Origin of the sequence: Paenibacillus dendritiformis, from assembly GCF_021654795.1 — a bacterium.
Classification (GTDB): Bacteria; Bacillota; Bacilli; order Paenibacillales; family Paenibacillaceae; genus Paenibacillus_B.
The window spans coordinates 4,414,326-4,437,076 of record NZ_AP025344.1 but is presented as its reverse complement, the minus strand read 5'-3'; the positions used below and the strand labels follow the sequence as shown (position 1 = coordinate 4,437,076).

General features: G+C 55.0%; 21 protein-coding genes and 1 tRNA gene. 18 read left to right on the top strand and 4 right to left on the bottom strand.

Translation table 11 applies throughout. The annotated features are described in order from the left end of the window. Entirely contained in the window at positions 1 to 630 is a 630-nt protein-coding gene (yfbR, locus tag L6439_RS19700; protein WP_168181703.1) for a 5'-deoxynucleotidase, read from the bottom strand. 225 nt (positions 631 to 855) lie between these two features. Between yfbR and L6439_RS19695 the strand changes: the two genes are divergently transcribed. The 15 genes from L6439_RS19695 to L6439_RS19625 all read left to right on the top strand — a co-directional run bounded on the left by L6439_RS19695 (position 856) and on the right by L6439_RS19625 (position 19,173). After that, complete coding sequence (locus tag L6439_RS19695; protein ID WP_213469548.1) at positions 856 to 2,406, top strand: fumarate hydratase; 1,551 nt, start codon at positions 856 to 858, stop codon at positions 2,404 to 2,406. A gap of 286 nt (positions 2,407 to 2,692) precedes the next feature. Beyond that, entirely contained in the window at positions 2,693 to 4,504 is a 1,812-nt protein-coding gene (gene pnpS / locus L6439_RS19690) for a two-component system histidine kinase PnpS (protein ID WP_213469547.1), read from the top strand. A gap of 153 nt (positions 4,505 to 4,657) precedes the next feature. Continuing rightward, on the top strand, positions 4,658 to 5,377 hold the full coding sequence (locus L6439_RS19685; protein WP_168180699.1) for a response regulator transcription factor: 720 nt from the start codon (positions 4,658 to 4,660) through the stop codon (positions 5,375 to 5,377). Positions 5,378 to 5,781: 404 nt separating this feature from the next. After that, on the top strand, positions 5,782 to 6,909 hold the full coding sequence (locus L6439_RS19680; RefSeq protein ID WP_213469546.1) for a methyl-accepting chemotaxis protein: 1,128 nt from the start codon (positions 5,782 to 5,784) through the stop codon (positions 6,907 to 6,909). A gap of 443 nt (positions 6,910 to 7,352) precedes the next feature. Continuing rightward, positions 7,353 to 7,739 carry a hypothetical protein gene (locus tag L6439_RS19675; protein ID WP_213469545.1) on the top strand — a complete coding sequence of 129 codons (387 nt, stop codon included), beginning with the start codon at positions 7,353 to 7,355 and terminating at the stop codon, positions 7,737 to 7,739. A 575-nt stretch (positions 7,740 to 8,314) separates the two neighbouring features. Then, on the top strand, positions 8,315 to 9,328 hold the full coding sequence (locus L6439_RS19670; protein ID WP_213469544.1) for a PstS family phosphate ABC transporter substrate-binding protein: 1,014 nt from the start codon (positions 8,315 to 8,317) through the stop codon (positions 9,326 to 9,328). 136 nt (positions 9,329 to 9,464) lie between these two features. After that, positions 9,465 to 10,391, top strand: coding sequence for a phosphate ABC transporter permease subunit PstC (gene pstC / locus L6439_RS19665; RefSeq protein WP_168180703.1), 927 nt, complete (start codon positions 9,465 to 9,467; stop codon positions 10,389 to 10,391). Between the two features lie 3 nt (positions 10,392 to 10,394). After that, complete coding sequence (pstA, locus tag L6439_RS19660) at positions 10,395 to 11,270, top strand: phosphate ABC transporter permease PstA (protein ID WP_213469543.1); 876 nt, start codon at positions 10,395 to 10,397, stop codon at positions 11,268 to 11,270. Between the two features lie 12 nt (positions 11,271 to 11,282). Next, complete coding sequence (pstB, locus tag L6439_RS19655; protein ID WP_168180708.1) at positions 11,283 to 12,086, top strand: phosphate ABC transporter ATP-binding protein PstB; 804 nt, start codon at positions 11,283 to 11,285, stop codon at positions 12,084 to 12,086. A gap of 18 nt (positions 12,087 to 12,104) precedes the next feature. Continuing rightward, positions 12,105 to 12,764 carry a phosphate signaling complex protein PhoU gene (gene phoU, locus L6439_RS19650; protein ID WP_168180710.1) on the top strand — a complete coding sequence of 220 codons (660 nt, stop codon included), beginning with the start codon at positions 12,105 to 12,107 and terminating at the stop codon, positions 12,762 to 12,764. An 806-nt stretch (positions 12,765 to 13,570) separates the two neighbouring features. Next, entirely contained in the window at positions 13,571 to 16,240 is a 2,670-nt protein-coding gene (gene polA / locus L6439_RS19645; RefSeq protein ID WP_213469542.1) for a DNA polymerase I, read from the top strand. Between the two features lie 63 nt (positions 16,241 to 16,303). Then, positions 16,304 to 17,146 carry a DNA-formamidopyrimidine glycosylase gene (mutM, locus tag L6439_RS19640; RefSeq protein ID WP_213469541.1) on the top strand — a complete coding sequence of 281 codons (843 nt, stop codon included), beginning with the start codon at positions 16,304 to 16,306 and terminating at the stop codon, positions 17,144 to 17,146. Between the two features lie 99 nt (positions 17,147 to 17,245). After that, entirely contained in the window at positions 17,246 to 17,953 is a 708-nt protein-coding gene (locus tag L6439_RS19635; protein WP_213469540.1) for an MntP/YtaF family protein, read from the top strand. Positions 17,954 to 17,995: 42 nt separating this feature from the next. Beyond that, positions 17,996 to 18,592 (top strand): dephospho-CoA kinase, encoded by a 597-nt coding sequence (gene coaE, locus L6439_RS19630; protein ID WP_213469539.1) that lies wholly within the window; start codon positions 17,996 to 17,998, stop codon positions 18,590 to 18,592. Next, positions 18,589 to 19,173 (top strand): lytic transglycosylase domain-containing protein, encoded by a 585-nt coding sequence (locus L6439_RS19625; protein ID WP_172879026.1) that lies wholly within the window; start codon positions 18,589 to 18,591, stop codon positions 19,171 to 19,173. Before coaE ends, L6439_RS19625 begins: the two co-directional genes overlap by 4 nt. Positions 19,174 to 19,226: 53 nt before the next feature. On the opposite strand, the gene L6439_RS19620 is transcribed toward L6439_RS19625, so the two are convergent. Continuing rightward, positions 19,227 to 19,448 (bottom strand): alpha/beta-type small acid-soluble spore protein, encoded by a 222-nt coding sequence (locus L6439_RS19620; protein WP_006679245.1) that lies wholly within the window; start codon positions 19,446 to 19,448, stop codon positions 19,227 to 19,229. Positions 19,449 to 19,570: 122 nt separating this feature from the next. Here L6439_RS19620 and nrdR point away from each other — a divergent pair, with 122 nt between their 5' ends. After that, positions 19,571 to 20,044 (top strand): transcriptional regulator NrdR, encoded by a 474-nt coding sequence (gene nrdR, locus L6439_RS19615; RefSeq protein WP_040733970.1) that lies wholly within the window; start codon positions 19,571 to 19,573, stop codon positions 20,042 to 20,044. Between the two features lie 92 nt (positions 20,045 to 20,136). Here the strand turns inward: nrdR and L6439_RS19610 are convergent. Then, positions 20,137 to 20,211 (bottom strand) — tRNA-Ala (locus tag L6439_RS19610). Positions 20,212 to 20,267: 56 nt separating this feature from the next. Further along, on the bottom strand, positions 20,268 to 20,522 hold the full coding sequence (locus L6439_RS19605) for a hypothetical protein (RefSeq protein ID WP_006679243.1): 255 nt from the start codon (positions 20,520 to 20,522) through the stop codon (positions 20,268 to 20,270). 168 nt (positions 20,523 to 20,690) lie between these two features. Here L6439_RS19605 and L6439_RS19600 point away from each other — a divergent pair, with 168 nt between their 5' ends. Together L6439_RS19600 and L6439_RS19595 are read left to right on the top strand one after the other, a co-directional pair. After that, positions 20,691 to 21,593, top strand: coding sequence for an AraC family transcriptional regulator (locus L6439_RS19600; RefSeq protein WP_213469538.1), 903 nt, complete (start codon positions 20,691 to 20,693; stop codon positions 21,591 to 21,593). 136 nt (positions 21,594 to 21,729) lie between these two features. Next, positions 21,730 to 22,701, top strand: a complete 972-nt coding sequence (locus L6439_RS19595) for an N-acetylglucosamine kinase (RefSeq protein WP_168180722.1) — start codon at positions 21,730 to 21,732, stop codon at positions 22,699 to 22,701. Positions 22,702 to 22,751: the final 50 nt, after the last annotated feature.

Sequence of the window (22,751 nt, the reverse complement as noted above, 5' to 3'; positions counted from 1 at the left end):
CTAGGTGTCGGACCGCGACATTTCGTCCAGCGTCATGTCGAAGCTTGGCGCGAGATGGGCAAGGACATAGTCGACTTCCTCCAGTCCGAGCGCCCGCAATTTGTGTTCGGTCTGCCGGCGGGCCACATCGAATTCCCGGTTCCCCGCCGCCGCTTCGCTTCCGCATTTGAAGTAGGCGTCGAGCAGATCGGCAGCCTTCACATAGCGCTTCAGCTCCTCATCGAGCGACTGATTAATGAGCGGCGCGTAGGCCGCCTGCAGCTCGGCCGGAATCATGCCGACAAGCCGCTCGGCAGCCAATTGCTCGATCTCGCGGAAGTTGGCCAGAATGCGCGTATTGTGATGCTTGACCGGCGTCGGAATATCGCCCGTGAACACTTCCGTCGCGTCGTGGAACAGCGCCATCATGACGGCCCGGCCCGTATCCAGCGCTTTGCCGTACACCTCATTCCCGATCGTGCACAGCATATGGGTCGTCAGCGCGACGTGGAAGCTGTGCTCGGCCACATTTTCCTTCGTCGTATTGCGCATCAGGCTCCAGCGTTCGATATGCTTCAAGCGATACATGTAGGCAAAAAAATGATGTCCGCCCGGGCGCCCGGGTTGGGCCTCGTCCTTGATAGGATCCATACGTTCTCATCCTTTCCGGCATCGGATCGAGCTTCGGTTAACTTCCTCCGGAAGTCTTCGACAGACGCTTCTATTATGCTATTATAATACTATAGGAAGCGGATTCACGCCGCATGCGGCATGTCGAATCGGCCGAAGCAGAGAAGATACAGAGGAACCCGACATACAGCCAGATCATAGCAGAGAGACAGCGGGATATTCGAAGAGAGGGGCTTGGGTTTGCTTATGAAATCGTTTTTGCAGAGCGTATATGAATTGATCGTGGAGACATCAACCAATCTGCCCGGCGATGTGCGCAAGGCGATCCGGGAAGCGCAAACGCGCGAGGACGCCGCCACGCGCGCCGGACTGTCCCTGGGCACAATCGCCCGCAACATTGGGATGGCGGAGACGAAGGTATCCCCCATCTGCCAGGATACCGGCATGCCGACGTTCATCGTGCATACTCCGGTTGGCGCGAACCAGATCGTCATGAAGCGGGACATTCAGGAGGCGGTCAGCCGCGCGACGAAGGAAGGCAAGCTTCGCACCAATTCCGTCGATTCGCTGACGGGAGCGAACAGCGGAGACAACCTGGGCCCGGGTACGCCGGTGATCCATTTCGAGCAGTGGGAGCGGGATGATATCGAGGTGCGCCTTATCCTGAAAGGCGGCGGCTGCGAGAACAAGAACATCCAGTACAGCTTGCCGACGGAGCTGGAGGGCTTGGGCAAGGCGGGCCGCGATCTCGACGGCATCCGCAAGTGCATCCTGCATGCGGTCTATCAGGCGCAGGGGCAGGGCTGCAGCGCAGGCTTCATCGGCGTCGGCATCGGCGGCGATCGGACGACGGGCTACGAGCTGGCGAAGCAGCAGTTGTTCCGCCGGGTCGATGATACGAATCCGATTGAAGAGCTGCGTCAATTGGAAGATTATATTATGGACAAGGCGAATCGATTGGGCATCGGCACGATGGGCTTCGGCGGCGAGGTCACGCTGCTTGGCTGCAAGATCGGAGTCATGAACCGGCTGCCGGCCAGCTTCTTCGTATCGGTCGCCTACAACTGCTGGGCCTATCGGCGGCAGGGCGTCCTGCTCGACAGCGCGAGCGGAGAGATTAAGGAATGGGTGTACGAGCGAGGCAGCGAGCTTCCGATGGACAGCGCGGCCGATGAAGCGGCAGGAGCGGCGGAAGAAGCGCCCGCGAAGAGCGAGAGCCGCCGAATCGTCCTGAACACGCCGATCTCCGAGGAGCAGATTCGTTCCCTGAAGGTAGGGGACGTCGTCGTGATCAACGGAGAGATGCATACGGGGCGCGATGCGTTGCACAAATATTTGATGGACCATGATGCGCCTGTCGATCTGAACGGGGCGGTCATCTATCATTGCGGCCCGGTCATGCTGAAGGATGAGGAAGGCTGGCATGTCAAGGCGGCCGGACCGACGACGAGCATCCGCGAGGAGCCGTACCAGGGCGATATCATTAAGAAATTCGGCATCCGCGCCGTCATCGGCAAAGGCGGCATGGGAGCGAAGACGCTGGCCGCGCTGCAGGAGCATGGCGCCGTCTATCTGAACGCGATTGGCGGGGCGGCTCAATATTATGCGGAATGCATGAAGCAAGTGAACGGCGTCGATTTCCTCGAATTCGGCATCCCGGAAGCGATGTGGCATCTCGAGGTAGAAGGGTTCGCGGCGATCGTGACGATGGATGCGCACGGCAACAGCCTGCACGCCGACGTCGATCGCAGCTCGTTCGAGAAGCTGGCTCAGTTCAAGGACCCTGTCTTTGTATAAGCAATTATGGTTTGATCCCCGGTCGCGGCCGGGGATTTTTTTCGATCGTCAATGCCGGGCGGGAGCAGGGGGCGTGTTGCGGGAAGAGCGGCGTGGCGCCGAACGCGCTCTGATCCGGGACGTCGGAATGATAAGGTTGCCTGTTAGGAAAGAATAGGTTAGAACGCGCTGCCTTCGGGGCGAAGGTTTACAAAACCTTTACATAAGACGGTCTAGCCAAACGGCGCAACGGTCGGTAGGATGGAACATAGACCTACAACCTCGAGAATGAAGTGGAGAGATGCGCATGTCGCGGTTTCGCACGCGTTTGACTTTAATCTTTGTGCTGCTGATCGGGATATCCGTGACGGCAGCGGGCATTTATATGGCGTCGACCTTCAAGCACAATCATATCCGCCAGCTGGAGGAGAATATGTCCCGGGAAATCATGCTTATCGAGCAGACGCTCGCCTGGGTTAAGCCGGGCAGCCTGGATGACATGATGGCGTATTACAGCGGCTGGGCGCGCAAGCTTCATGACAGCGCGGACGCGCGCGTCACCTTTATTCTCGCTGACGGCACGGTCGTCGGCGATTCGGATCATAAGGCTGCCGAGATGGACAATCACCTGTCGCGCGAGGAGATTGTGAAGGCGGGGCGGGAAGGGATCGGCTCGAATATCCGCTACAGCGAGACGCTGGGACAAAACATGCTCTATGTCGCCAGTCCCGTGAGCACGGTCAATTTCGACGGATATATCCGTCTGGCGATGAGTCTGGAGCATGTCGAGAGCAGCGTCAGGGCACTGTGGGCGTATCTGGCGCTTGGCCTCGCGGCCCTGTTCGTTATCGCCGGGATCGTCAGCTACCGGATTGCCTTCAATCTGACGCGTCCGATCGAGAATATGACTCGCGTCGCGATGCGCATCGCCCAGATGGACTACCAGGCGAGGGCCCAGGCGGCGGGGAAGGACGAGATCGGGCAGCTGGGGACCGCCATCAATGCGATGGCGGAAAGCCTCCAGGTGCAGATGTCGCAAATCCGCGAGAACGAGAGCCGGCTGCAGACGGTCATGGAGCATATGATCAATGCGATCGTGATGGTCGATGCGGAAGGCAAGGTGGCCCTGCTGAACCGGAAGGCCGAGCAAATACTCGGTATCCGCAGCCGGGAATGGATCGGGCGCCCGTTCAGCGACGTGAGGGCTCCATATGAGATGCAGCAGATGATGGCCGAAGTCGAGGAGAAGAAGCTGCTGCGTCATGAGGAGTTGACAATTTACTACCCGGAGGAGCGTCTGCTGGATGTGACCGTCGTCCCGGTATATTTTACGGATCAGGAATGGGCGGGCATTCTGCTGGTGCTGCAGGACGTCTCGGAGATTCGGCGGCTGGAGCGGATGCGGACCGAATTCGTGGCGAATGTGTCCCATGAGCTCAAGACGCCGATCGCCGCGGTCAAGGGCTTCGCCGAGACGCTGCTGAACGGAGCGATGCATGATCCGGAGATTGCGAAGTCCTTCCTGCAGATTATTCAGGAGGAGAGCGAGCGCTTGAACCGGCTCATCGGCGATATTCTCGAATTGTCGAAGATCGAAGCGAAGCGGGCGGTGCTGCAATTTTCGCCGGTGGAGCTTGGGACCTTCCTGGAGCAGACGGTGGAGATGCTGCGCAAGGAAGCGGCCAGCAAGCGCATCGACGTCCGGCTGGATACCGAGCCGGACTTGTACGTCGAGGCGGATGAGGACCGGCTGCGCCAGATTATGCTCAACCTGCTCTCCAACGCGATTAATTATACCCCGGAGGGCGGACAGGTGAAGATAGGGGCTGTGGCGCTGCATGACCCGGATCAGGTGGAGCGGATCCGGCTGACGATCGCCGATACGGGAATCGGCATTCCGAAGAAGGATCTGCCGCGAATCTTCGAGCGCTTCTACCGGGTAGACAAGGCTCGATCCCGCATATCGGGCGGAACCGGGCTCGGGCTGTCGATCGTGAAGCATCTCGTCGATGCGCATGGCGGGACGATACGGGTGGATAGCGAGTTGGGTGTAGGCACGACGTTCACGATCGAGCTTCCCGTGCTTCAGGAGTGGCAGCCGGGCGGAGCAGAGCAATAAGTGCGGGCCATGACCTGTCAGCCCGCCGTACCGGCGGGCTCCCCATGAAAAAAACGTCGCCTCGGCAAGCGGAAGTATGTTACGATAGGGTTGCGAGTATAAGTATGAACCGGTATAGTCACAAGGATAGGAATTGACTTTCGGAGGATAATCATGTCTGAACGAAAAGTACTAGTCATCGAAGACGAACCGACATTGGCGCGGCTATTGTCATATAATCTGACCTTGGAAGGGTACGATACGACGGTGATCGACCATGGCTCCCAGGGGCTGCAGGTGGCGCTGCACCGCAAGTTCGATCTCATCATACTGGATATTATGCTGCCGGGCATGAACGGATTTGAAGTGTTGTCCAAGCTGAGACAAGCCGGCATCCGCACGCCCGTCATTATTTTGACGGCGCGCAATGCGGAGGAAGAAGTCGTGCAGGGCTTGAAGCGCGGGGCGGACGACTACATTACGAAGCCGTTCGGCGTCGCTGAGCTGCTGGCGCGCGTCGGCGCCGTCCTGCGCCGCGCATCGAGCGACGAGCCGGCCGCGGCGGAGGACACGGACGACAAAGTCATTGCGATAGGCGATCTTCGCATTTATCCGGAGAAGTATGAAGTGACGCTGCATCATGAGCTGATCCCGCTGCGGCCGAAGGAGTTCGAAGTGTTGCTCTATCTTGTCCAGCGCCCGGGCATGGTCATTACCCGCGACGACCTGATGAACGCGGTATGGGGCTTCGACTACATCGGCGGACAGCGGACGGTCGATGTTCATGTCAGCTCCCTGCGCAAGAAGCTGGAGATGAACCAGCGCTCCGTCCAGATCGACTCGATTCGGGGCGTCGGCTACAAATTGGTCCATCATAAGAAGACCCAGCACTAAAAACAGATTTAGAAGAAATGACAAATTTCTTCTAAATCTGAAGCTTGGACTCGCAAGCAGGAAAACAAGGATGCGCTTCCTTCAGGCCATTCATAAATCATCTCTTCGACGTTACCCGCTTCGTTTTTATTTTTATGCACGCTTTACCCGCCCCAACTGAGTTCCAACCTTTTCCGCTCTCATTTTTTTTCGCTCGATCTGTTCTTCATGCTTGCGCATGGATCCACGCTCCCGGATCTTCTCTCCGATTTCCCCTGCCGCTTATGCATTTTCTTGTGATTTAATTCACATTTAACCTGACCTTTACAAATTCATTACATAGCCAGGGCAAACCGTTTACAATCCCGTGCTACATTGGGACTAAAGAAGCAGATTTACAAATCTATCGCAAAGGGTGCTGCTATATGACTACGCCTATGTTTTCTCTCATGAACACCGGTTCCCCGATGATCGAACATCATGCCGCCGCCCGGGAGTACGGCGATTTGGTTCATGACGCACCGGCCATTGATCCGCAGACTCCGATTGAGGAGGTAGAGCGAATGTTCCTATCCGATGCCTCGCTGCGCTGTCTTATTGTCGTGGACGGTGCCCGGCAGCCGATCGGGATGGTGATGCGGGAACGGTTCCATGAGCGGATGAGCAAGCGGTTCTCTCCGGCACTCTACCATGAGAAGCCTGTATCCCGGCTGATGGATCGGGACATGGCCTGTGCGGAATGGGGGACGGATCCGGTCCAACTGCTTGAGATGGCGGGGGCTCGTCCGGAGGAGCGGATGTATGACAGCCTCATTATGACACGCGATAGGGAGTATATCGGCGTGCTGCCCGCCAAGCAGCTGTCCGAGCTCTCTACCCGCGTGCGCCGCAATGCGGAGCGCAAGGAGAGAGCGGTATTGCAATCGACGCTCCAAGCGTTCGATTCGATTCAGGGCGAGACCGGATATGTCAAGAAGGCGGCGGAGGAAGGCAAGCTGCACGCGTCCGCGATGATGGATAAGACGCTGGCCGGCAAAACTTCACTCGACCATGTATCCTCCTCCTTTCAGCAAGTATTGGAGCAGGTGAACGATCAGGCGGCGGAAATGGAGCATCTGCGGCAATATACCCATGCCGTAGCCGATTCTATCGGCGTCATCCGCGGCTGGTCCGATTCCTGTCAGATGCTGGCGCTGAACGCGTCGATTGAAGCGGCCCGCGCCGGAGAATACGGGCTGGGCTTCCAGGTCGTGGCCGCCGAGGTGCGCAAGCTGGCGATGCTGACGAAGGCGGCTGCCGGACAGATCGAGGAGACGCTGGTCCAGATGATTCAAGCATTGAATGAGGCGATACATACGGGGGAGCGCACTCGGGAGCAGGTTGGAATGACCGCGACGGGGGTGGAGGCGGCATGCGGGCGGTTCGGGCAGCTGCTCCAGGCTATCGCGCATAATCAGGAGCGGATAGCGCAGATTGCCGCTTGCGCGCAGCGCGTGGAGCAGCGGGCGCAGGCAGCGCATGCGGAATTGAAGCGAATGGCGGAGCGGGATTGAAGCGGCGCCCTGTGAAAAAACGTCGCTGGCGCACGGGGAAGTATGTTACGATAAGGTACCGAGTGTATGAGTGAATCGGTTGCACTCATCGAAGTCGAACTGTTATATAATCTGGCCTTGGAAGTCTGATTCGACAGTGATCGGCTGGACGACATCGCTTAAGGTGAATCAAGATGGAAAAGGATATTAGCCGTAAAATCAAATTGTTGAAGATACTTGCTGAGGAAAAGAAGTGAGTTACTCTCTCTGAACTTGAACAAAAACTGAATTGCTCCAGTAAAACAATTCGAAAGGATCAGTTCTCAATGATTTATTGCCGCAAAACGCTTCTATCTATTCGAAAAAGGGAAAAGGGATCAAATTAGCCATACCCGAAAATAATAATGCCGGAAAAGGAGACTTGCAAGTATATAAAGAACACTTATAAAAAAACATTTCTCTCCGTGAAGAAAGCATACAACGAATGGGCAAAGAAACTGGAAATCATCGATGTGCCCGATGAAGAAGCCGCAAAAGTAACGATGCGGATAGCGGCAACCGGACGGCTAAAAATGATGAATAAGAAAAAAGCGCTGCTGGTTACAGGGAAAGAGAAAAGCTGGGAAATCTATATGAAGAGATGGATTAATAAAAAGTTCGACGGAAAACTCGAGATTATAGGTGAAGTGGATAGAAAAATGATTGAAGGCGATATAAAAAGCATGGACATTGACGTTATTATTACTACAATACCGCTTCATATTAATTTTCATTCCATTGTTCATGTATCCCCTATACTCCAAGAGCGTGATTTCAATGAAATCGAATTATGTGTCGATCAAAACGGATAAACCGGGTCTTTTTCCGTTTTACCAGGCTTCAACTCGTCACGCTGACGGGCACTTTGACGGATACAGACGCTTCCATCCCCTTTAGCGTGGGGGCGGAGGCGTCATTTTACTTTTTCGACTCAATCAAAAGCGTAATCCCGAAAATAGAATCAGTTTCGTCTTGGAGTCCGTGGTTGCGATCACGTACTCTTTTTTTCTAAAAAAACTTGCACTTTTTAATATCGATTTCCCAGTCGTTTATTATAATTTTTGCCTAACTGAAGTCTAGGTTGACCACTTATGGGACCTTGTGCTTAAAAAATCACTTTCTAAAATCACTCTAATATTTTCCCGATTTGAAATTTCGGATTTACATTCTTGAAGCGCAACTTCTTCCATAATCTCACCTGACTTCATTTGAAAGGCGTTGGTGAAATGTGTATTCCGCGGCCGCTCGTCACCGCCTTGAATTTTTACACTCCGTTAACATACTTCCAAATCAGGCTTTACAAACAAGCTGTAAGATTCAGATTGTAAGGCAGCAAGCGAACTTATTATCGGAAAATGTGAGAACCAATTCAAAGGAGTGAATTTACTTGAAAAAGTGGGGCAAACAAATCATGCTGCTTACTTTGGTAGCAGTCATGGCATTCGCGCTGGCGGCATGCGGCGGCAAAAAAGAAGAGACCTCGAACGCAGCCGGCAATTCGGGAACAGAATCAACGCAGACGAATACCGCTAACAATACGGAAAATCAAGGCAGCGAGGACAAATTGTCCGGCACGATCGAGATCGACGGTTCCAGCACGGTCTATCCGATGACAGAAGCGATTGCGGAAGAGTTCGGCAAGGAGCACAGCGCGGTCCGCGTCTCCGTAGGAACGTCCGGCACCGGGGGCGGCTTCAAGCGGTTCATCGCCGGCGAGACGGCCATCAGCAACGCCTCCCGCCCAATCAAGGACAAGGAAGCGGAAGACGCAAAGGCGAACGGCATCGAATATTTGGAATTGACGGTAGCTTATGACGGCTTGTCCATTGTGGTGAACAAGGACAATACTTGGGTCGACAAAATTACGCTCGACGAGCTGAAAAAAATCTATGAACCAAACTCCAAGGTCAAAACGTGGGCCGATGTGCGGGAAGGCTGGCCGAACGAGGAGATTAAAATCTACTCTCCGGGCGCGGACCATGGAACGTTCGACTATTTCACGGAAGAGATTAACGGCAAGGCGCAAGAAAGCCGCAACGACGGCCAGATTACGTTCAGCGCGGACACCAACGCCATCGTGCAAGGCGTCGCCGGAGACAAAAACGCGATCGGGTACTTCGGATACTCCTTCTTCGAAGAGAATCAAGACAAACTGAAGCTCGTTCCCGTCGATAACGGAACGGCGACAGTCGCTCCTACGCTGGAGACGATTAAAGACGGAAGCTACTCGCCATTGTCCCGTCCGCTCCTTATTTACGTAAGCAAGAAACATTTGGAGAAGCCGGAAGTGAAGGCTTATGTCGAGTACTACCTGCAGACGGCAGGCAGCATTGCCGAGGAAGTCGGCTATGTGCCGCTGCCGCAAGAGAAATATGACGAGCAGTTGAACCAGTTGAAGTAATCGCCGGAATTCCGACCAGCAGTCATACACGATGATGAACGTGTGATGTCTCTTATCCTCTTGAATTAGGGACATCACATTTTCATAGCGTGATTGTTAACGAATTGTAAATGAAGCTAAAAGTGAGGTTAAGCATATGCAGGCGAATGTCCCGCAACAAGAAGCGAAGCTGACGTTCCGTAACCGCAGAATGCATTTGTCGGACAAAATCGTGCCGGTGCTGCTGTTCCTGTGCGCGGCCGTCTCGGTTCTGACGACGATAGGCATCGTCTATACGTTATTCTCGGAGACGTGGAACTTCTTCTCCCGCGTCAACATCGCCGACTTCCTGTTCGGCACCCGATGGAGCCCGCTCATTCAGCCGAAGGAGTTCGGCATTCTGCCGCTTATCGGCGGGACGCTGCTGGTTACGCTCATCGCTTGCCTGGTCGCTATCCCGATCGGACTGGCTAGCGCCATCTATCTGAGCGAATACGCGCCGGATCGCGTCCGCAAGATCGTCAAGCCGGTTCTGGAAGTGTTGGCTGGCGTGCCAACCATTGTCTACGGCTATTTCGCCCTCACCTTCGTCACGCCGATCATCCGGGATATCTTCCCGAGCACAGGCGTGTTCAATGCGCTCAGCGCCGGAATCGTCGTCGGCATCATGATTATCCCGATGGTCTCCTCCCTGAGCGAGGACGCGATGACGGCGGTGCCGCGCAGCCTGCGCCACGGGGCTTACGCCCTCGGGGCCACGCGCTTCGAGGTGGCGCTGAAGATTGTCGTGCCGGCCGCATTATCCGGCATCGTCTCCTCCGCCGTGCTGGCCTTCTCGCGGGCCATCGGCGAGACGATGATCGTGACGGTCGCCGCAGGGGCGACCCCGCAGCTGACGTTCAATCCGCTGGAGAGCATTCAGACGATGACGGCGTATATCGTACAGGTCAGCTTGGGCGACACGCCGCATGGATCCATTGAATACGGCACGATTTTCGCGGTCGGCATGACGCTGTTCATCATTACGTTTCTGCTTAATATATTGGCGCTTTGGGTTGCACGCCGGTTTAGGGAGGAGTATTGACAGATGGCGATGTTACAAGACGCGAACCGCAAGCAGATCAGCACCCGGCGGAAAATCGATTTTTGCCTACACATTCTTTTTGTTATTGCTACCTTGATTGGAATCGTGGCGCTGATGGCGCTGCTCGTCAACATTATGATGGACGGTTTGTCGCGGCTCAATGCCGATTTGTTCACGAACTACCCGTCCCGCCGGCCTGCCGCTGCGGGGATGAAGTCGGCGATCGTCGGATCGATTTATATGGTGCTCATCATGGCGCCCATCTCATTCATTCTTGGCGTAGGAGCGGCAATCTATCTGGAAGAATACGCGAAAAAGAACGCTCTTACCCGGTTCATCCAGTTGAATATCAGCACATTGGCGGGGGTTCCGTCCATCGTGTACGGAATTCTCGGGCTTACGATTTTCGTGCGCGGCATGGGGCTTGACCGCAGCCTGCTCTCCGGCTCGCTCACGATGACCTTGCTCGTGCTGCCGATCATTATCGTATCCGCCCAAGAGGCGATTCGCGCGGTGCCGAAGACGCGGCGCGACGCTTCGTTCGCGCTTGGCGCGACCAAATGGCAGACGGTCTCTCGTTCGGTTATGCCATCGGCTATCTCCGGCATATTGACTGGCGTCATTCTGGCATTGTCCCGGGCAATTGGCGAGACTGCACCGCTTGTCATGATCGGCGCCCTGACGTTCGTGGCCTTTCTTCCGAACAGTATTATGGATCAGTTCACCGTTATGCCGATTCAGATTTTCAACTGGGTGTCGCGGCCGCAGCTGGCGTTCCATGAGTTGGCCGCAGCGGGGATCATCGTGCTGCTGGCGCTGCTCATCGTGTTGAACCTGTCAGCCGTGCTGCTCCGCAACAAATATCAGAATAACAGATAAGGAGACGATCGTATGACGACGGCGGCGATAACGAAGAATCCGGCAACGACCGTAACGGATCTGAAGCCTATCATTAATATCGACAGCCTGAACTTGTATTATGGCACCTACCATGCGCTCAAAAACGTGTCGATGACGATTCCCGAGAAGGCGGTCACCGCGTTCATCGGCCCTTCCGGCTGCGGGAAGTCGACCCTGCTCCGGACGCTGAACCGGATGAACGACATGATTGCCGGCACTCGCATCGAGGGGCGGGTAGAGATTGCCGGAACCAATATTTACAGCAATGAAGTCGATGTCGAGACGCTGCGCAAAAAAGTGGGCATGGTCTTCCAGCAGCCGAACCCTTTTCCGAAATCGATATATGACAATATTGCTTACGGCCCGCGGCTCCATGGCATTCGCAACAAGGCGAAGCTGGATGAAATCGTCGAACAAAGCCTGCGTTCCGCCGTGCTGTGGGATGAGGTGAAGGATTATTTGAAGCGGTCGGCATTCAGTCTGTCCGGGGGCCAGCAGCAGCGACTCTGCATCGCGCGCGCGTTGGCGGTGAACCCCGAGATTCTGCTGATGGATGAAGCGACATCCGCGCTGGATCCGATCTCGACGCTGAAGATCGAAGAGCTGGTACAGGAACTGAAGCATCAATATACGATTGTCATGGTTACGCACAATATGCACCAAGCCGCCCGCGTGTCGGATCAGACTGTCTTTTTCCTCAATGGGGAAGTAGTGGAGTTCGATCAGACGGAGACGCTGTTCTCCAATCCGAGCGACAAGCGGACGGAAGATTATATTACAGGACGCTTCGGCTAAAAAGGAGAGGAAATCAGGATGATTAAGCGCAGGGAATTCGATCTGGGATTGGATGAGCTCAGCCGCCTGCTCGAACAAATGGGCAGTCACGTGGAGCGCGCGCTGTTCGAATCGATAGAATCATTGAAGACGATGGACGCGGAGCGCGCCCGGGCAATCATCAACGAGGATCCGACTCTGAACCGGATGGAAGATGATATTATCGAGCTGGGCTCGAAGCTGATTTTGACGCAGCAGCCGGTCGCCAAAGATCTGCGGCGCATCCTTGTCGCCTTCCGCATCTCCAGCGACTTGGAGCGGATGGGCGACCTGTCGATCGACATCGCCAAGGTCGTGCTGCGGATGGAAGGTCAGACACTGATGAAGCCGCTCATTGACCTGCCGCGCATGGCGGAGATTGTCCAGCAGATGATTACCGATTCGATTCGGGCCTATATCCAGGAAGACATCGATCTGGCCTACAAAATGGCGAAGGACGATGATCAAGTCGATCAGCTGTACAGCCAAATCTTCCGCGAACTGCTCAGCTACGTGCTGGAAAATCCGCACAACGCCTCCCAGGCGATGCTGCTCACCTTCGTCGGCCGCTATATCGAACGGATTGCCGATCATGCCACCAATATCGGCGAGTCGGTCGTCTATCTCGTCACCAACGAACGTCCTGATCTGAATAGTTGATGCCCTCTTGCTGGGACCGTCCGGAGCTGAATCCGGGCGGTTTTTATATTTGCTCTGTCTTCTGCTGATTATCCCCATGGTTTAGAAATCGGACTTGCAACGTACTCTTCCATTACACCTTCGTCGCAGGAAGTTGGGTGGAATCCGTATCAGCAGCGCCTTATGAACGCTATCCCATCGTCGCAGGAAGTTGGGGGGAATCCGTGTCAGCAGCGCCTTATGCTCGCTATCCCATCGGCGCAGGAAGCTCGGTGGAATCGGTGTCAGCAGCGCCTTATGCTCGCTATCCCTACGGCGCAGGAAACTCGATGGAATCGGTGTCAGCTCCGCTTATGAACGCTATCCCATCGGCGCAGATTGCGTAGAGGGTAATTTTCTAGAACAGAAGATTGCTATTGAAGAAATCATTATAAGGAGGAATTACGAGCCTGGGTTAGTGGAGTTGAAGAGTGACCTGACTCGTCGGGAGATTGAGCATAATGCGTTGAAGAGTGACCTGACCGGTTGGGATACTGACCATAAGGAGTTGAAGATTGACCTGACCGGTTGGGATACTGACCATAAGGAGTTGAAGAGTGACCTGACCCATTGGGCGAGTGAGTATAAGGATGTGGAGGGTTGAGCTTGACCTGTCGGAAGATATACGACATGGCATTGATGAGCGAGCCTTGCACATAAAGATCGGCAATTCTTGCAAGAGACTTCCAATCGGCTTCTGATCTTCGGGCCGCGTTCATATTGGATTTCCTATTCGGGTTCTCGCTATGCTATCATGAAAACATGAGACGGGATTGAGGTGTTTATTAATGAAGGAAAAATGGATCGTAATCGACGGCAACAGCATTATTTACCGTGCTTTTTTTGCGATGCCGCCATTGTCGAACTCACAAGGTTTGCATACCAATGCCGTATTCGGCTTTACGCAGATGCTGCTTCGCATTTTGGAGGAGGAGCAGCCGACGCATATGCTGGTCGCGTTTGACGCGGGCAAGGAGACATTCCGCCATGGAGACTATCAGGATTATAAGGGTGGCCGGGAAAAGACGCCGCCGGAGCTGTCCGAGCAGTTTCCGCTGCTGAAGGAGCTGCTGACGGCAATGGGCATCGCCCATTTCGAGCTGGAGGGCTACGAGGCGGATGATATCATCGGCACGATGACCCGCCAGGCGGATGAAGCGGGTCAGACGATGTATGTCGTCACCGGCGACAAGGATATGCTCCAGCTCGCTTCGGGGCATGTGTCCGTGCTGCTCACGCGCAAGGGCGTGACGGAGGTGGAGAAGTATACTCCGGCCGAGATAGAGGAGAAGTACGGGTTGAAGCCGGAACAGATTATCGATCTGAAAGGATTGATGGGAGACACCTCTGATAATATCCCGGGGGTTCCAGGGATTGGAGAGAAGACCGCGCTGAAGCTGCTGCATCAGTATGCGAGTGTCGAGAGCGTGCTGGAGCATGTGGATGAGCTGAAGGGCAAGATGAAGGAAAATCTGGTCAACCATGCGGAAGATGCCCGGATGAGCAAGCGGCTGGCCACCATTTTCCGGGAGGTTCCGTTCGATCTGCCGCCGGAGCAGATGAAGTTCGGCGGCTTGCAGGCGGAGACGCTGACGGCTCTCCGCAAGCTTGAGTTCAGATCCGTTATCGAGCGGCTTGAAAAAGCGGGTGTCGGTGGGGAAGACAAGCCTGCGGCCGTCGATGAATCGCTCTCTGCGGAACGCCTTAATGTCCGTCTCGCCGGAGAAAGCGGGTGGGACGGGTTGAATGATTCGCTCGCCGCCGCTGATGTGTTGATTGTCGAAGCCCATGGCGATAATCCGCATCAAGCGGAGCTGATTGGCCTGCTCGTCGGCACAGAGGAAGAGAGCTGGTATGTGACGTCCGATGAGTTGCAGAGCGAAGAGGCGGCCGAACTGCGCGCTTGGCTTGGAGACGGGCAGCGTCCCAAAAGCGGTTATGATCTCCACTATAATGAGCTGGTGCTTCATTGGGCAGATGTTCCGCTGGAAGGAGCCGTCTTCGACGTTCATCTCGCGGCCTATCTCCTCAATCCGGAGGATGCTTCGGCTACGCTGCAGTCCGTCGCGGTGAAGTACGGGCTGCCGTCCTCTCGGGATAATGACGCCGTATACGGCAAGGGAGCCAAATTCAAGGTGCCGGAGAAGACCGTCGTCGCAGAGCATGCGGCCCGCAAGGCTAAGCTCGTCCGGCTGCTGAAGCCGGTGATGGAGAAGGCGCTGGAAGAGCAAGAGATGAATCGGCTCTATTACGAGCTGGAGCTGCCGCTCTCCAAGGTCTTGGCACAGATGGAGAAGACGGGAATCCGGGTGAACAAGCAAAGTCTTCACGATTTGGGAACGAACTTCAAGCAGCAGATCGAGGAGACGATGGCCCGCATCTACGAGCTGGCCGGCACGGAATTCAACATTGGCTCGCCGAAGCAGTTGGGCGAGATTCTGTTCGACAAGCTGGGCCTGCCGGTCATCAAGAAGACGAAAACGGGATATTCGACCGATGCCGAGGTGCTGGAAAAGCTGGAGCCGTACCATGACATCATTCCGCTCATCTTGCTCTACCGGCAGATGACCAAGCTGCAGTCCACCTATATTGAAGGGCTGCTGAAGGAAGTGCGCGAGAGCACGGGCAAGGTGCATACGTATTACCGTCAGACCATTGCGGCGACGGGACGTCTGAGCAGCCAGTATCCGAATCTTCAGAACATTCCGATCCGGCTCGAGGAAGGGCGGCAAATTCGTCAGGCATTCGTGCCTTCGGAGCCGGGCTGGCACATTGTCGCCGCCGACTATTCCCAGATCGAGCTTCGGGTCCTGGCCCATATCTCCCGCGACGGCAAGCTAAAAGAAGCGTTCATCCACGACATGGACATTCATACGAAGACCGCGATGGACGTATTCGGCGTCTCCGCCGACCAGGTCGATTCCAATATGCGCCGTCAGGCGAAGGCTGTCAACTTCGGCATCGTGTACGGCATCAGCGACTACGGTCTGTCCCAGAACCTGCATATCACGCGCAAGGAAGCCGCCGCGTTCATCGATCAATACTTCCATGTCTTCCGCGGCGTACGCCAATATATGGACGATATCGTCAAGCAGGCGCGCCAGGACGGCTACGTCACGACGCTGCTGGAACGGAGACGATATCTCAAGGATATCAACGCATCGAACTACAATCTTCGTTCGTTCGCGGAACGGACGGCGATGAATACGCCGATCCAGGGAACTGCCGCCGATATTATCAAGCTCGCGATGGTGCAGATGGATGCCAAGCTGAAGGAGCTCGGCCTGAAGAGCCGGATGCTGCTTCAGGTGCATGACGAATTGGTGTTCGAGGTGCCGGAAGAGGAAGTGGACACGATGAAGAAGCTGGTGCCGGAAGTCATGGAAGCGGCTTTGAAGCTCGATGTGCCGCTTCGCGCCGATGTCAGCTCCGGCAGCAATTGGTACGAAGCGAAGTAAATTAAGACCAGGACTCCGCTGGAGGACAAGATTCGGTATAATGGACAACGAGAGGTGATTGACATGCCGGAATTGCCGGAAGTGGAGACTGTCAAAAGGACATTAAATACGCTGGTGGCGGGGAAGACGATCGAGCGCGTGACCGTTACGCTTCCCCGCATCATCCAGCGTCCTGCGAACATAGAAGAGTTCTGCGACGCATTGAGCGGACATACGATTGAACGAGTGGAGCGGCGGGGCAAGTTCCTCCGCATTTTGCTGGACGGGCTGACACTGGTGTCTCATCTGCGAATGGAAGGGCGCTACGGCCTGTTCCAGGCGGGAGAGCCGGTGGAGAAGCATACCCACGTCATCTTCCATCTAACGGACGGCAGCGAGCTGCGGTACAAGGACGTGCGCCAGTTCGGCACGATGCATCTGTTCCGGCGCGATGAGGAATGGGGGATGCCGCCGCTGCAGAAGCTGGGAGTGGAGCCGCTCTCGGATCGGTTCACGCCCGAAGCGCTGGCCGCTTTGCTGCGCAAGCGCCGCAGCTTCATTAAGCCGGTGCTTCTCAATCAGCATGTCGTGGTAGGCATCGGGAATATCTATGTGGATGAAGCGTTGTTCCGGGCAGGCATTCATCCGCAGCGGCCGGCGGACGAGCTGACCGACGAGGAATGCGTCCGCTTGCACGAAGCGATTGTATCGACGTTGACCGAGGCGGTAGAGGCCGGAGGTTCCTCGATCAAGTCCTACGTTAACGGACAGGGCGAGATGGGCATGTTCCAGCATCAGCTTCAAATGTACGGGCGTCAAGGCGAGCCGTGCATCCGCTGCGGCCAGATCATTGAAAAGAGCGTTGTCGGCGGCAGAGGCACGCATTATTGCCCGCGCTGCCAGAAGCATGCCCAACGCCCCAATTAGCATTCACCCCTCTCCGCTATTGCCCATATGATGGGATATACCGGCGGGAAGCCCGCGCCTTGGCGCGGCCGGTTCTCGCTGAGCAGGGAGGGAAATGCGATGCTAATCCAAGCAGCGTCCATGTTCGTCTTGGCTTTTGCGTTGAGCCTTGACAGCTTCGGAGTCGGAATGACTTACGGTCTGCGCCGCGTGCGCATCCCGATATTTTCGATCGTAATCATTTCGATATGCTCCGGAATGTTCATCTGGCTGTCGATGCAGGCGGGAGGGCTCCTGGTGCGGTACGTATCGCCGGCCGCGGCGCAGTGGACCGGATCGGTTATTTTGATTGCGATCGGGGCCTGGGCGATTGTCCAGCTGCTCCGCAAGAAGGAGGATGCGCCCGACTCGGGCCGAAGCGGGGGCGGCATGAAGCCGATTCCTCCACAGGATCTGAAGGAATGGATCGGCCGGGCGGAATCGAAGCCGCTCATCCGCATCCAGCTGCGCCGGCTCGGCCTAGTCATTCAAATATTGAAGACGCCTTCCGCTGCCGATATCGATCGCTCGGGAAGCATCAGCGCGGCCGAAGCGGCATGGCTCGGAGCCGCGCTGTCGCTTGATGCGTTCGGCGCAGGGATCGGGGCATCCCTGCTTGGCTATCCGTCGTTGCTGACGGCGCTTGTGATCGCTTTATTCAGCGGCGCTTTTTTGCGGGCAGGCATGCATCTGGGAATGAGGTTCTCGCATCAACGCTGGATTCAGAGAATATCGTTCCTGCCAGGTTTGTTGTTAATGTTGATGGGGATGCTAAAATTGATATCCTAAACGGAATGGAAATGTAAGCAGGCAAATAAATGAGGTGAAGGCATGAACATCGGATTAACCGGCGGCATTGCGTCGGGGAAAAGCACCGTCTCCCGTCTGCTCGTGGAACGGGGCGCTCTGCTTGTTGATGCGGATCGGATTGCCAGGGAGATCGTGCTTCCTGGCAGTCCCGCGTTAGATCGGATTGCGGAACGGTTCGGAGCGGACATGCTGCTGCCGGACGGTTCGCTTGACCGCAAGCGGCTTGGAAACGTTGTATTTTCCAACCCTGCCGAACGGAAAGCGCTTGAAGAGATCACCCACCCGGCCATCCGGCAGGAGATGATGACGCAGATGCGCCGGCTGGAGGAAGAGCATCCGCAATCCCTTGTTGTCGTGGACGTGCCCCTGCTGTATGAGTCCGGCTTGACCGATCGCTTCGAAGAGATCGTCGTCGTCTACGTGCCGGAAGAGATCCAATTGGAGCGCTTGATACGGCGGGACGAGATTACCGAAGCGGAAGCATCCGAACGGCTTCGATCTCAGTGGGACATTGAGATGAAGCGGGAACGGGCGGATTATGTCATCGACAATAGCAAGGGAATGGAAGAGACTCGGAAGCAGGTGGAACAGTTCTTGCTTCAGAAAGGCTTGCTATGAGCCGAATCATGAATCTGATGCGGAAGAAGCGTTTTTTGCTCGTTCTCTTTCTGGGGTTTCTATTTCTGCTATTCGTGCAATCGCAATGGCTGGGCCGCTGGATGTATCCGATTCCATATGAGGAAGAGATTCGGAAGCACGCAGCCAAATATAAGATTGATCCGCTGCTCGTGGCGGCGATCATCCGGGTAGAGACGAATTATCAGGCTGGACAAGAATCCCGGAAGGGCGCTATCGGGGTAATGCAGCTGATGCCGGAGACCGCCTCGTGGGCGATGGAGCAGCTCAATCTGGATACGCATTGGACGATGGAGGAATTGAAGTACGAGATCGACCCGAACATTCATATCGGCACCTGGTATTTGCAATCGCTGCATAAGCAGTTCAATGGCAACTGGATTGCGGCGATCGCGGCATATAACGCCGGTCCGGGCAATGTAAGCAAATGGCTCCGCAATCATACATGGGACGGACGCTACGAGACCGTGAAGCAGCAGATTCCTTATGGGGAAACGAAGCTGTACGTACAGCGCGTAATCCATTATTATGATAAGTATACGGACGTCTATGGGATGAAATGAATAAGCACCGGACAAGCCGGGGGTTACCGGCTTGCTCCGATGCTAGTAATGCCTTATTTGAATTGTCCTGCGAGTTGTTGCTCCGCGATTTGTACCAGGCGCTTCGTGATGTATCCCCCGATCGAACCGGTGTCGCGGGTTGCCATGTTGCCATAGTATCCGTCTTGCGGAATGGCAATGCCCAATTCTTGAGCGATCTCGAACTTCATTTGCTCGAGAGCTGCAGTTGCTTGAGGTACAACCAGGTTGTTGCTGGAACGGTTGTTTTGGGCCATTTCTATTCACCTCCTTGCGGTTGGTAATTGTATTGTGTGCATTCTCGCTAAGTTCATTACAGGTAACGACTGGTATTTTCGATAACAACCGAGTGTAATCGGGAAGAAGGGAGGAACACGATTTGAAATGTCCTTTTTGTGATCATCTTGGAACGAAAGTGCTGGATTCCCGGCCTGCCAATGACAACAAGTCCATCCGGCGGAGAAGGGAATGCGAGCTGTGCAGCCGGCGGTTCACGACCTTTGAAATGGTCGAAGAGACACCGCTGATTGTGATAAAGAAGGATGGAAGCCGTGAGGAGTTCAGCCGCGACAAGATGCTGCGAGGCCTGATCCGGGCTTGTGAGAAAAGGCCGGTCTCGGTGGAACGGCTGGAGATGATAGCGTCGGAAGTGGAGAAGCAGCTCAGGAATACGGCTCATGCCGAAGTAGAGAGCCGCATTATCGGCGAGCGAGTGATGGAGCAATTGTATCCGGTCGACGAAGTGGCTTATGTGCGATTTGCTTCCGTATACCGCCAGTTCAAGGATATCAATATGTTCATGAAGGAACTTACCCACTTGCTGTCCAAAAATTCTCTAGGGGAGCATTCATGAAGAACCCGCATCTTAGAACCCTTGCGGGTTCTTTGTTTATAGACATAACAAAAAGAACATCTTCATCCAGATGTTCTCGAGTGTAGCTATGATGGTGGAGCATAGCGGATTCGAACCGCTGACCTCTTCACTGCCAGTGAAGCGTTCTCCCCCTGAACTAATGCCCCGTTACCTGTTACATTATACCACTACATGTCTGGAATTGCAACAGGAATTTATTCATTTATTCGGCAAGCATGTCGGATAAATGGACTTGGCTGTCAATTTGTTCCGCGAAGCGGTTCAGACATGAGCAGATGAAATCTTTTCTGCATACGGGACAAGGAATGGAGAGCAAGCGGCTGATCGTAATTGCTCCTTTGTTGTAGATGACGCGGCATTGAGTGCCATCCTGCAATTTCACTTTCACTTGATACAGGTTATCTTCATCATTGCGCTCAATCAACGTCTTTTCCTTTACAATCGGTTGGTAGTTCACGGGTAGGTCACCTGCTCCCTTTAGTTTTTTTGCATTTTACATCTTAATGTCTTTTTATTGCATTTGTCAATTTATTTGTGTACAACACACGAAATGTTTTTCTTTGCGGAAACGGCTTTTTTTGCTGTAATAGAAGGAGAACGTTTCCATTGCGGAGGTGAAGCTTGAATGGATCGGAATATACATACCGAACCCCGGGAAAAGCCGAAGGCCGTCATGCCTGATCCGGTAAGTTGGCCTACCCCGATGCCGTACCTCGTGTCGACGACCGAAGGCGTGAGTCCAGGCTTTCAACGGCTGCATTGGCACCGGGAACTGGAGATTAATTATATACGGGGCGGAACAGGATTTTATGTGATCAATGGCGTAAAATATCAGCTTCAAGCAGGAGATATTATCCTTATCAATGGACAGGACCTGCATCGCGCCTTCGAGACGGATCATCTGATCATTGACGTTCATATGTTCGATCCCGGAATGCTGGCTATGGAGATGCGCTATGACCATGATTTGCTCCGCCCGTTCCGGGAACAGGGCGTGCAGTTCACCAATCTGCTCAATCGGGACATGCCGGTATATGATGAATTGATTGCGATTCTCCTCAATATGAAGGAGGAGATGACTAGCCGGGCTCCGTCATACGCATCGGTCATCCGGGCGCAGCTGACCCGCTTCCTCGCGCTCGTGAACCGCCACGGCGCTATCTCGGAAGGCGAGCCGGCGCCGGTGAAGCACCGCGGAATTCATGCGCTGAAGGAACTGATTGTCACGATGGAGCTCAACCTGGCCTATCCGTGGACGCTGAAGGAATTGGCCGAGTTGACCCATTTGAGCCCGTCCCGCTTCAGCGCCTTGTTCCAGCAGGCCGTCGGCACATCGCCGCTTGATTATCTTATCCAACTCCGGCTGACCCAAGCGGTTCATTTATTGGAATCATCTGATGAGAAAATTATTGATATTGCATCCGAATGCGGATTTCGGAATTTATCGAATTTCAATCGGCTGTTCCGGCAGCTGTTCGGTGTGTCGCCAAGCGAAATCCGGAATCAGCGAACAAAGAAAAAACAGTAAGATCATATTAGTTTACACGAGGTTAGTAGTAGTTAATGGGGTAAATCAAATTGTACAGTAGGGATATAGCACAGATGATGTTTTCGCCCGCGAAGGTGCGGAGAGGTGCATTTGCAGATGAATGGGAGAGAAACCGATGAGCATCTACTTAGGAGTCGACGCAGGAGGAAGCAAGACACACGCCTTGCTGGTCGATGCGGAAGGGAACGTGCTGGGCACAGGCCTATCCGGCAACGGGAATCACCAGATTGACCGGGATGGCGCAGCCCGCAATATCCGGGCCGCCTGTGAAGCGGCGCTTGCATCGGCCGGATTCAGGCATGAGGATGTGAGCTATGCCTACTTCGGCTTGGCTGGGGCGGACCGCGAACCGGATTATGTGATCCTGCGGCCGATGATAGCGGAGTTGGGCTTCGCCAGGCACGCCATTGCCTGCGACACGATGATCGGCATGCGGGCCGGCACGGATCGTCCGTACGGCGGCGTTATCATTAGCGGCACGGGGTTCAACAGCGCCGCTCGCAACCGCCATGGCGAGGAATTGCAGTATGGAGGCTACGGCCATCTGTTCGGCGATGGATTCGGAGCAGGGTCCAGTCTGGCGGTATTGGCGTTCCGGGCGGTCATTCGAGAGTGGGACGGCCGCGGGGACCAGACGGGACTCACACCGCTTGTTCTGAAGGAAATGAATTACAGAACCGTGGAGGCAATGTATACGGATGTGCTGGACAACGGCGTGCCTGTGCCGCGGGATTTGGTTAAATGCTTGTTCGAGGCGGCCGCTCAGGGCGATGCCGTGGCGCAGCGAATTTTGGAAGAGGAAGGAACGGAGCTCGGCAATGCGGTCAATGCCCTCATTCGCAGGCTGAACATGACGGATGACGAATTCGATGTCGTCCTTATCGGCAGCGTGTTAATGCGTGGCAAGGGCGCTTATCTTCAGGATGCGGTTGCCCGGGAAGTGCGCCGAGTGGCTCCGAAGGCACGCTGCGTCCGGCTGCAATCGGATCCGGTCGTGGGAGCGGTGCTGAGCGCGATGGATGCAGCGGGAAGCCGCATCAGCCCGGAGCTGGATGCGCGGCTGAAGTCTTTCACTTTTCCCGGATAAGCTTCGATCATAAGTTAAAGCGATTTGCTTTTCAAAACGAGGGAGGTACT

Bases quoted from the DNA above. Each gene is read 5' to 3' on its own strand.
- yfbR (WP_168181703.1), bottom strand. From the start codon at position 630: ATGGATCCTATCAAGGACGAGGCCCAACCCGGGCGCCCGGGCGGACAT.
- L6439_RS19695 (WP_213469548.1), top strand. From the start codon at position 856: ATGAAATCGTTTTTGCAGAGCGTATATGAATTGATCGTGGAGACATCA.
- pnpS (WP_213469547.1), top strand. From the start codon at position 2,693: ATGTCGCGGTTTCGCACGCGTTTGACTTTAATCTTTGTGCTGCTGATC.
- L6439_RS19685 (WP_168180699.1), top strand. From the start codon at position 4,658: ATGTCTGAACGAAAAGTACTAGTCATCGAAGACGAACCGACATTGGCG.
- L6439_RS19680 (WP_213469546.1), top strand. From the start codon at position 5,782: ATGACTACGCCTATGTTTTCTCTCATGAACACCGGTTCCCCGATGATC.
- pstC (WP_168180703.1), top strand. From the start codon at position 9,465: ATGCAGGCGAATGTCCCGCAACAAGAAGCGAAGCTGACGTTCCGTAAC.
- pstA (WP_213469543.1), top strand. From the start codon at position 10,395: ATGGCGATGTTACAAGACGCGAACCGCAAGCAGATCAGCACCCGGCGG.
- pstB (WP_168180708.1), top strand. From the start codon at position 11,283: ATGACGACGGCGGCGATAACGAAGAATCCGGCAACGACCGTAACGGAT.
- phoU (WP_168180710.1), top strand. From the start codon at position 12,105: ATGATTAAGCGCAGGGAATTCGATCTGGGATTGGATGAGCTCAGCCGC.
- polA (WP_213469542.1), top strand. From the start codon at position 13,571: ATGAAGGAAAAATGGATCGTAATCGACGGCAACAGCATTATTTACCGT.
- mutM (WP_213469541.1), top strand. From the start codon at position 16,304: ATGCCGGAATTGCCGGAAGTGGAGACTGTCAAAAGGACATTAAATACG.
- L6439_RS19635 (WP_213469540.1), top strand. From the start codon at position 17,246: ATGCTAATCCAAGCAGCGTCCATGTTCGTCTTGGCTTTTGCGTTGAGC.
- coaE (WP_213469539.1), top strand. From the start codon at position 17,996: ATGAACATCGGATTAACCGGCGGCATTGCGTCGGGGAAAAGCACCGTC.
- L6439_RS19625 (WP_172879026.1), top strand. From the start codon at position 18,589: ATGAGCCGAATCATGAATCTGATGCGGAAGAAGCGTTTTTTGCTCGTT.
- L6439_RS19620 (WP_006679245.1), bottom strand. From the start codon at position 19,448: ATGGCCCAAAACAACCGTTCCAGCAACAACCTGGTTGTACCTCAAGCA.
- L6439_RS19600 (WP_213469538.1), top strand. From the start codon at position 20,691: ATGGATCGGAATATACATACCGAACCCCGGGAAAAGCCGAAGGCCGTC.
- L6439_RS19595 (WP_168180722.1), top strand. From the start codon at position 21,730: ATGAGCATCTACTTAGGAGTCGACGCAGGAGGAAGCAAGACACACGCC.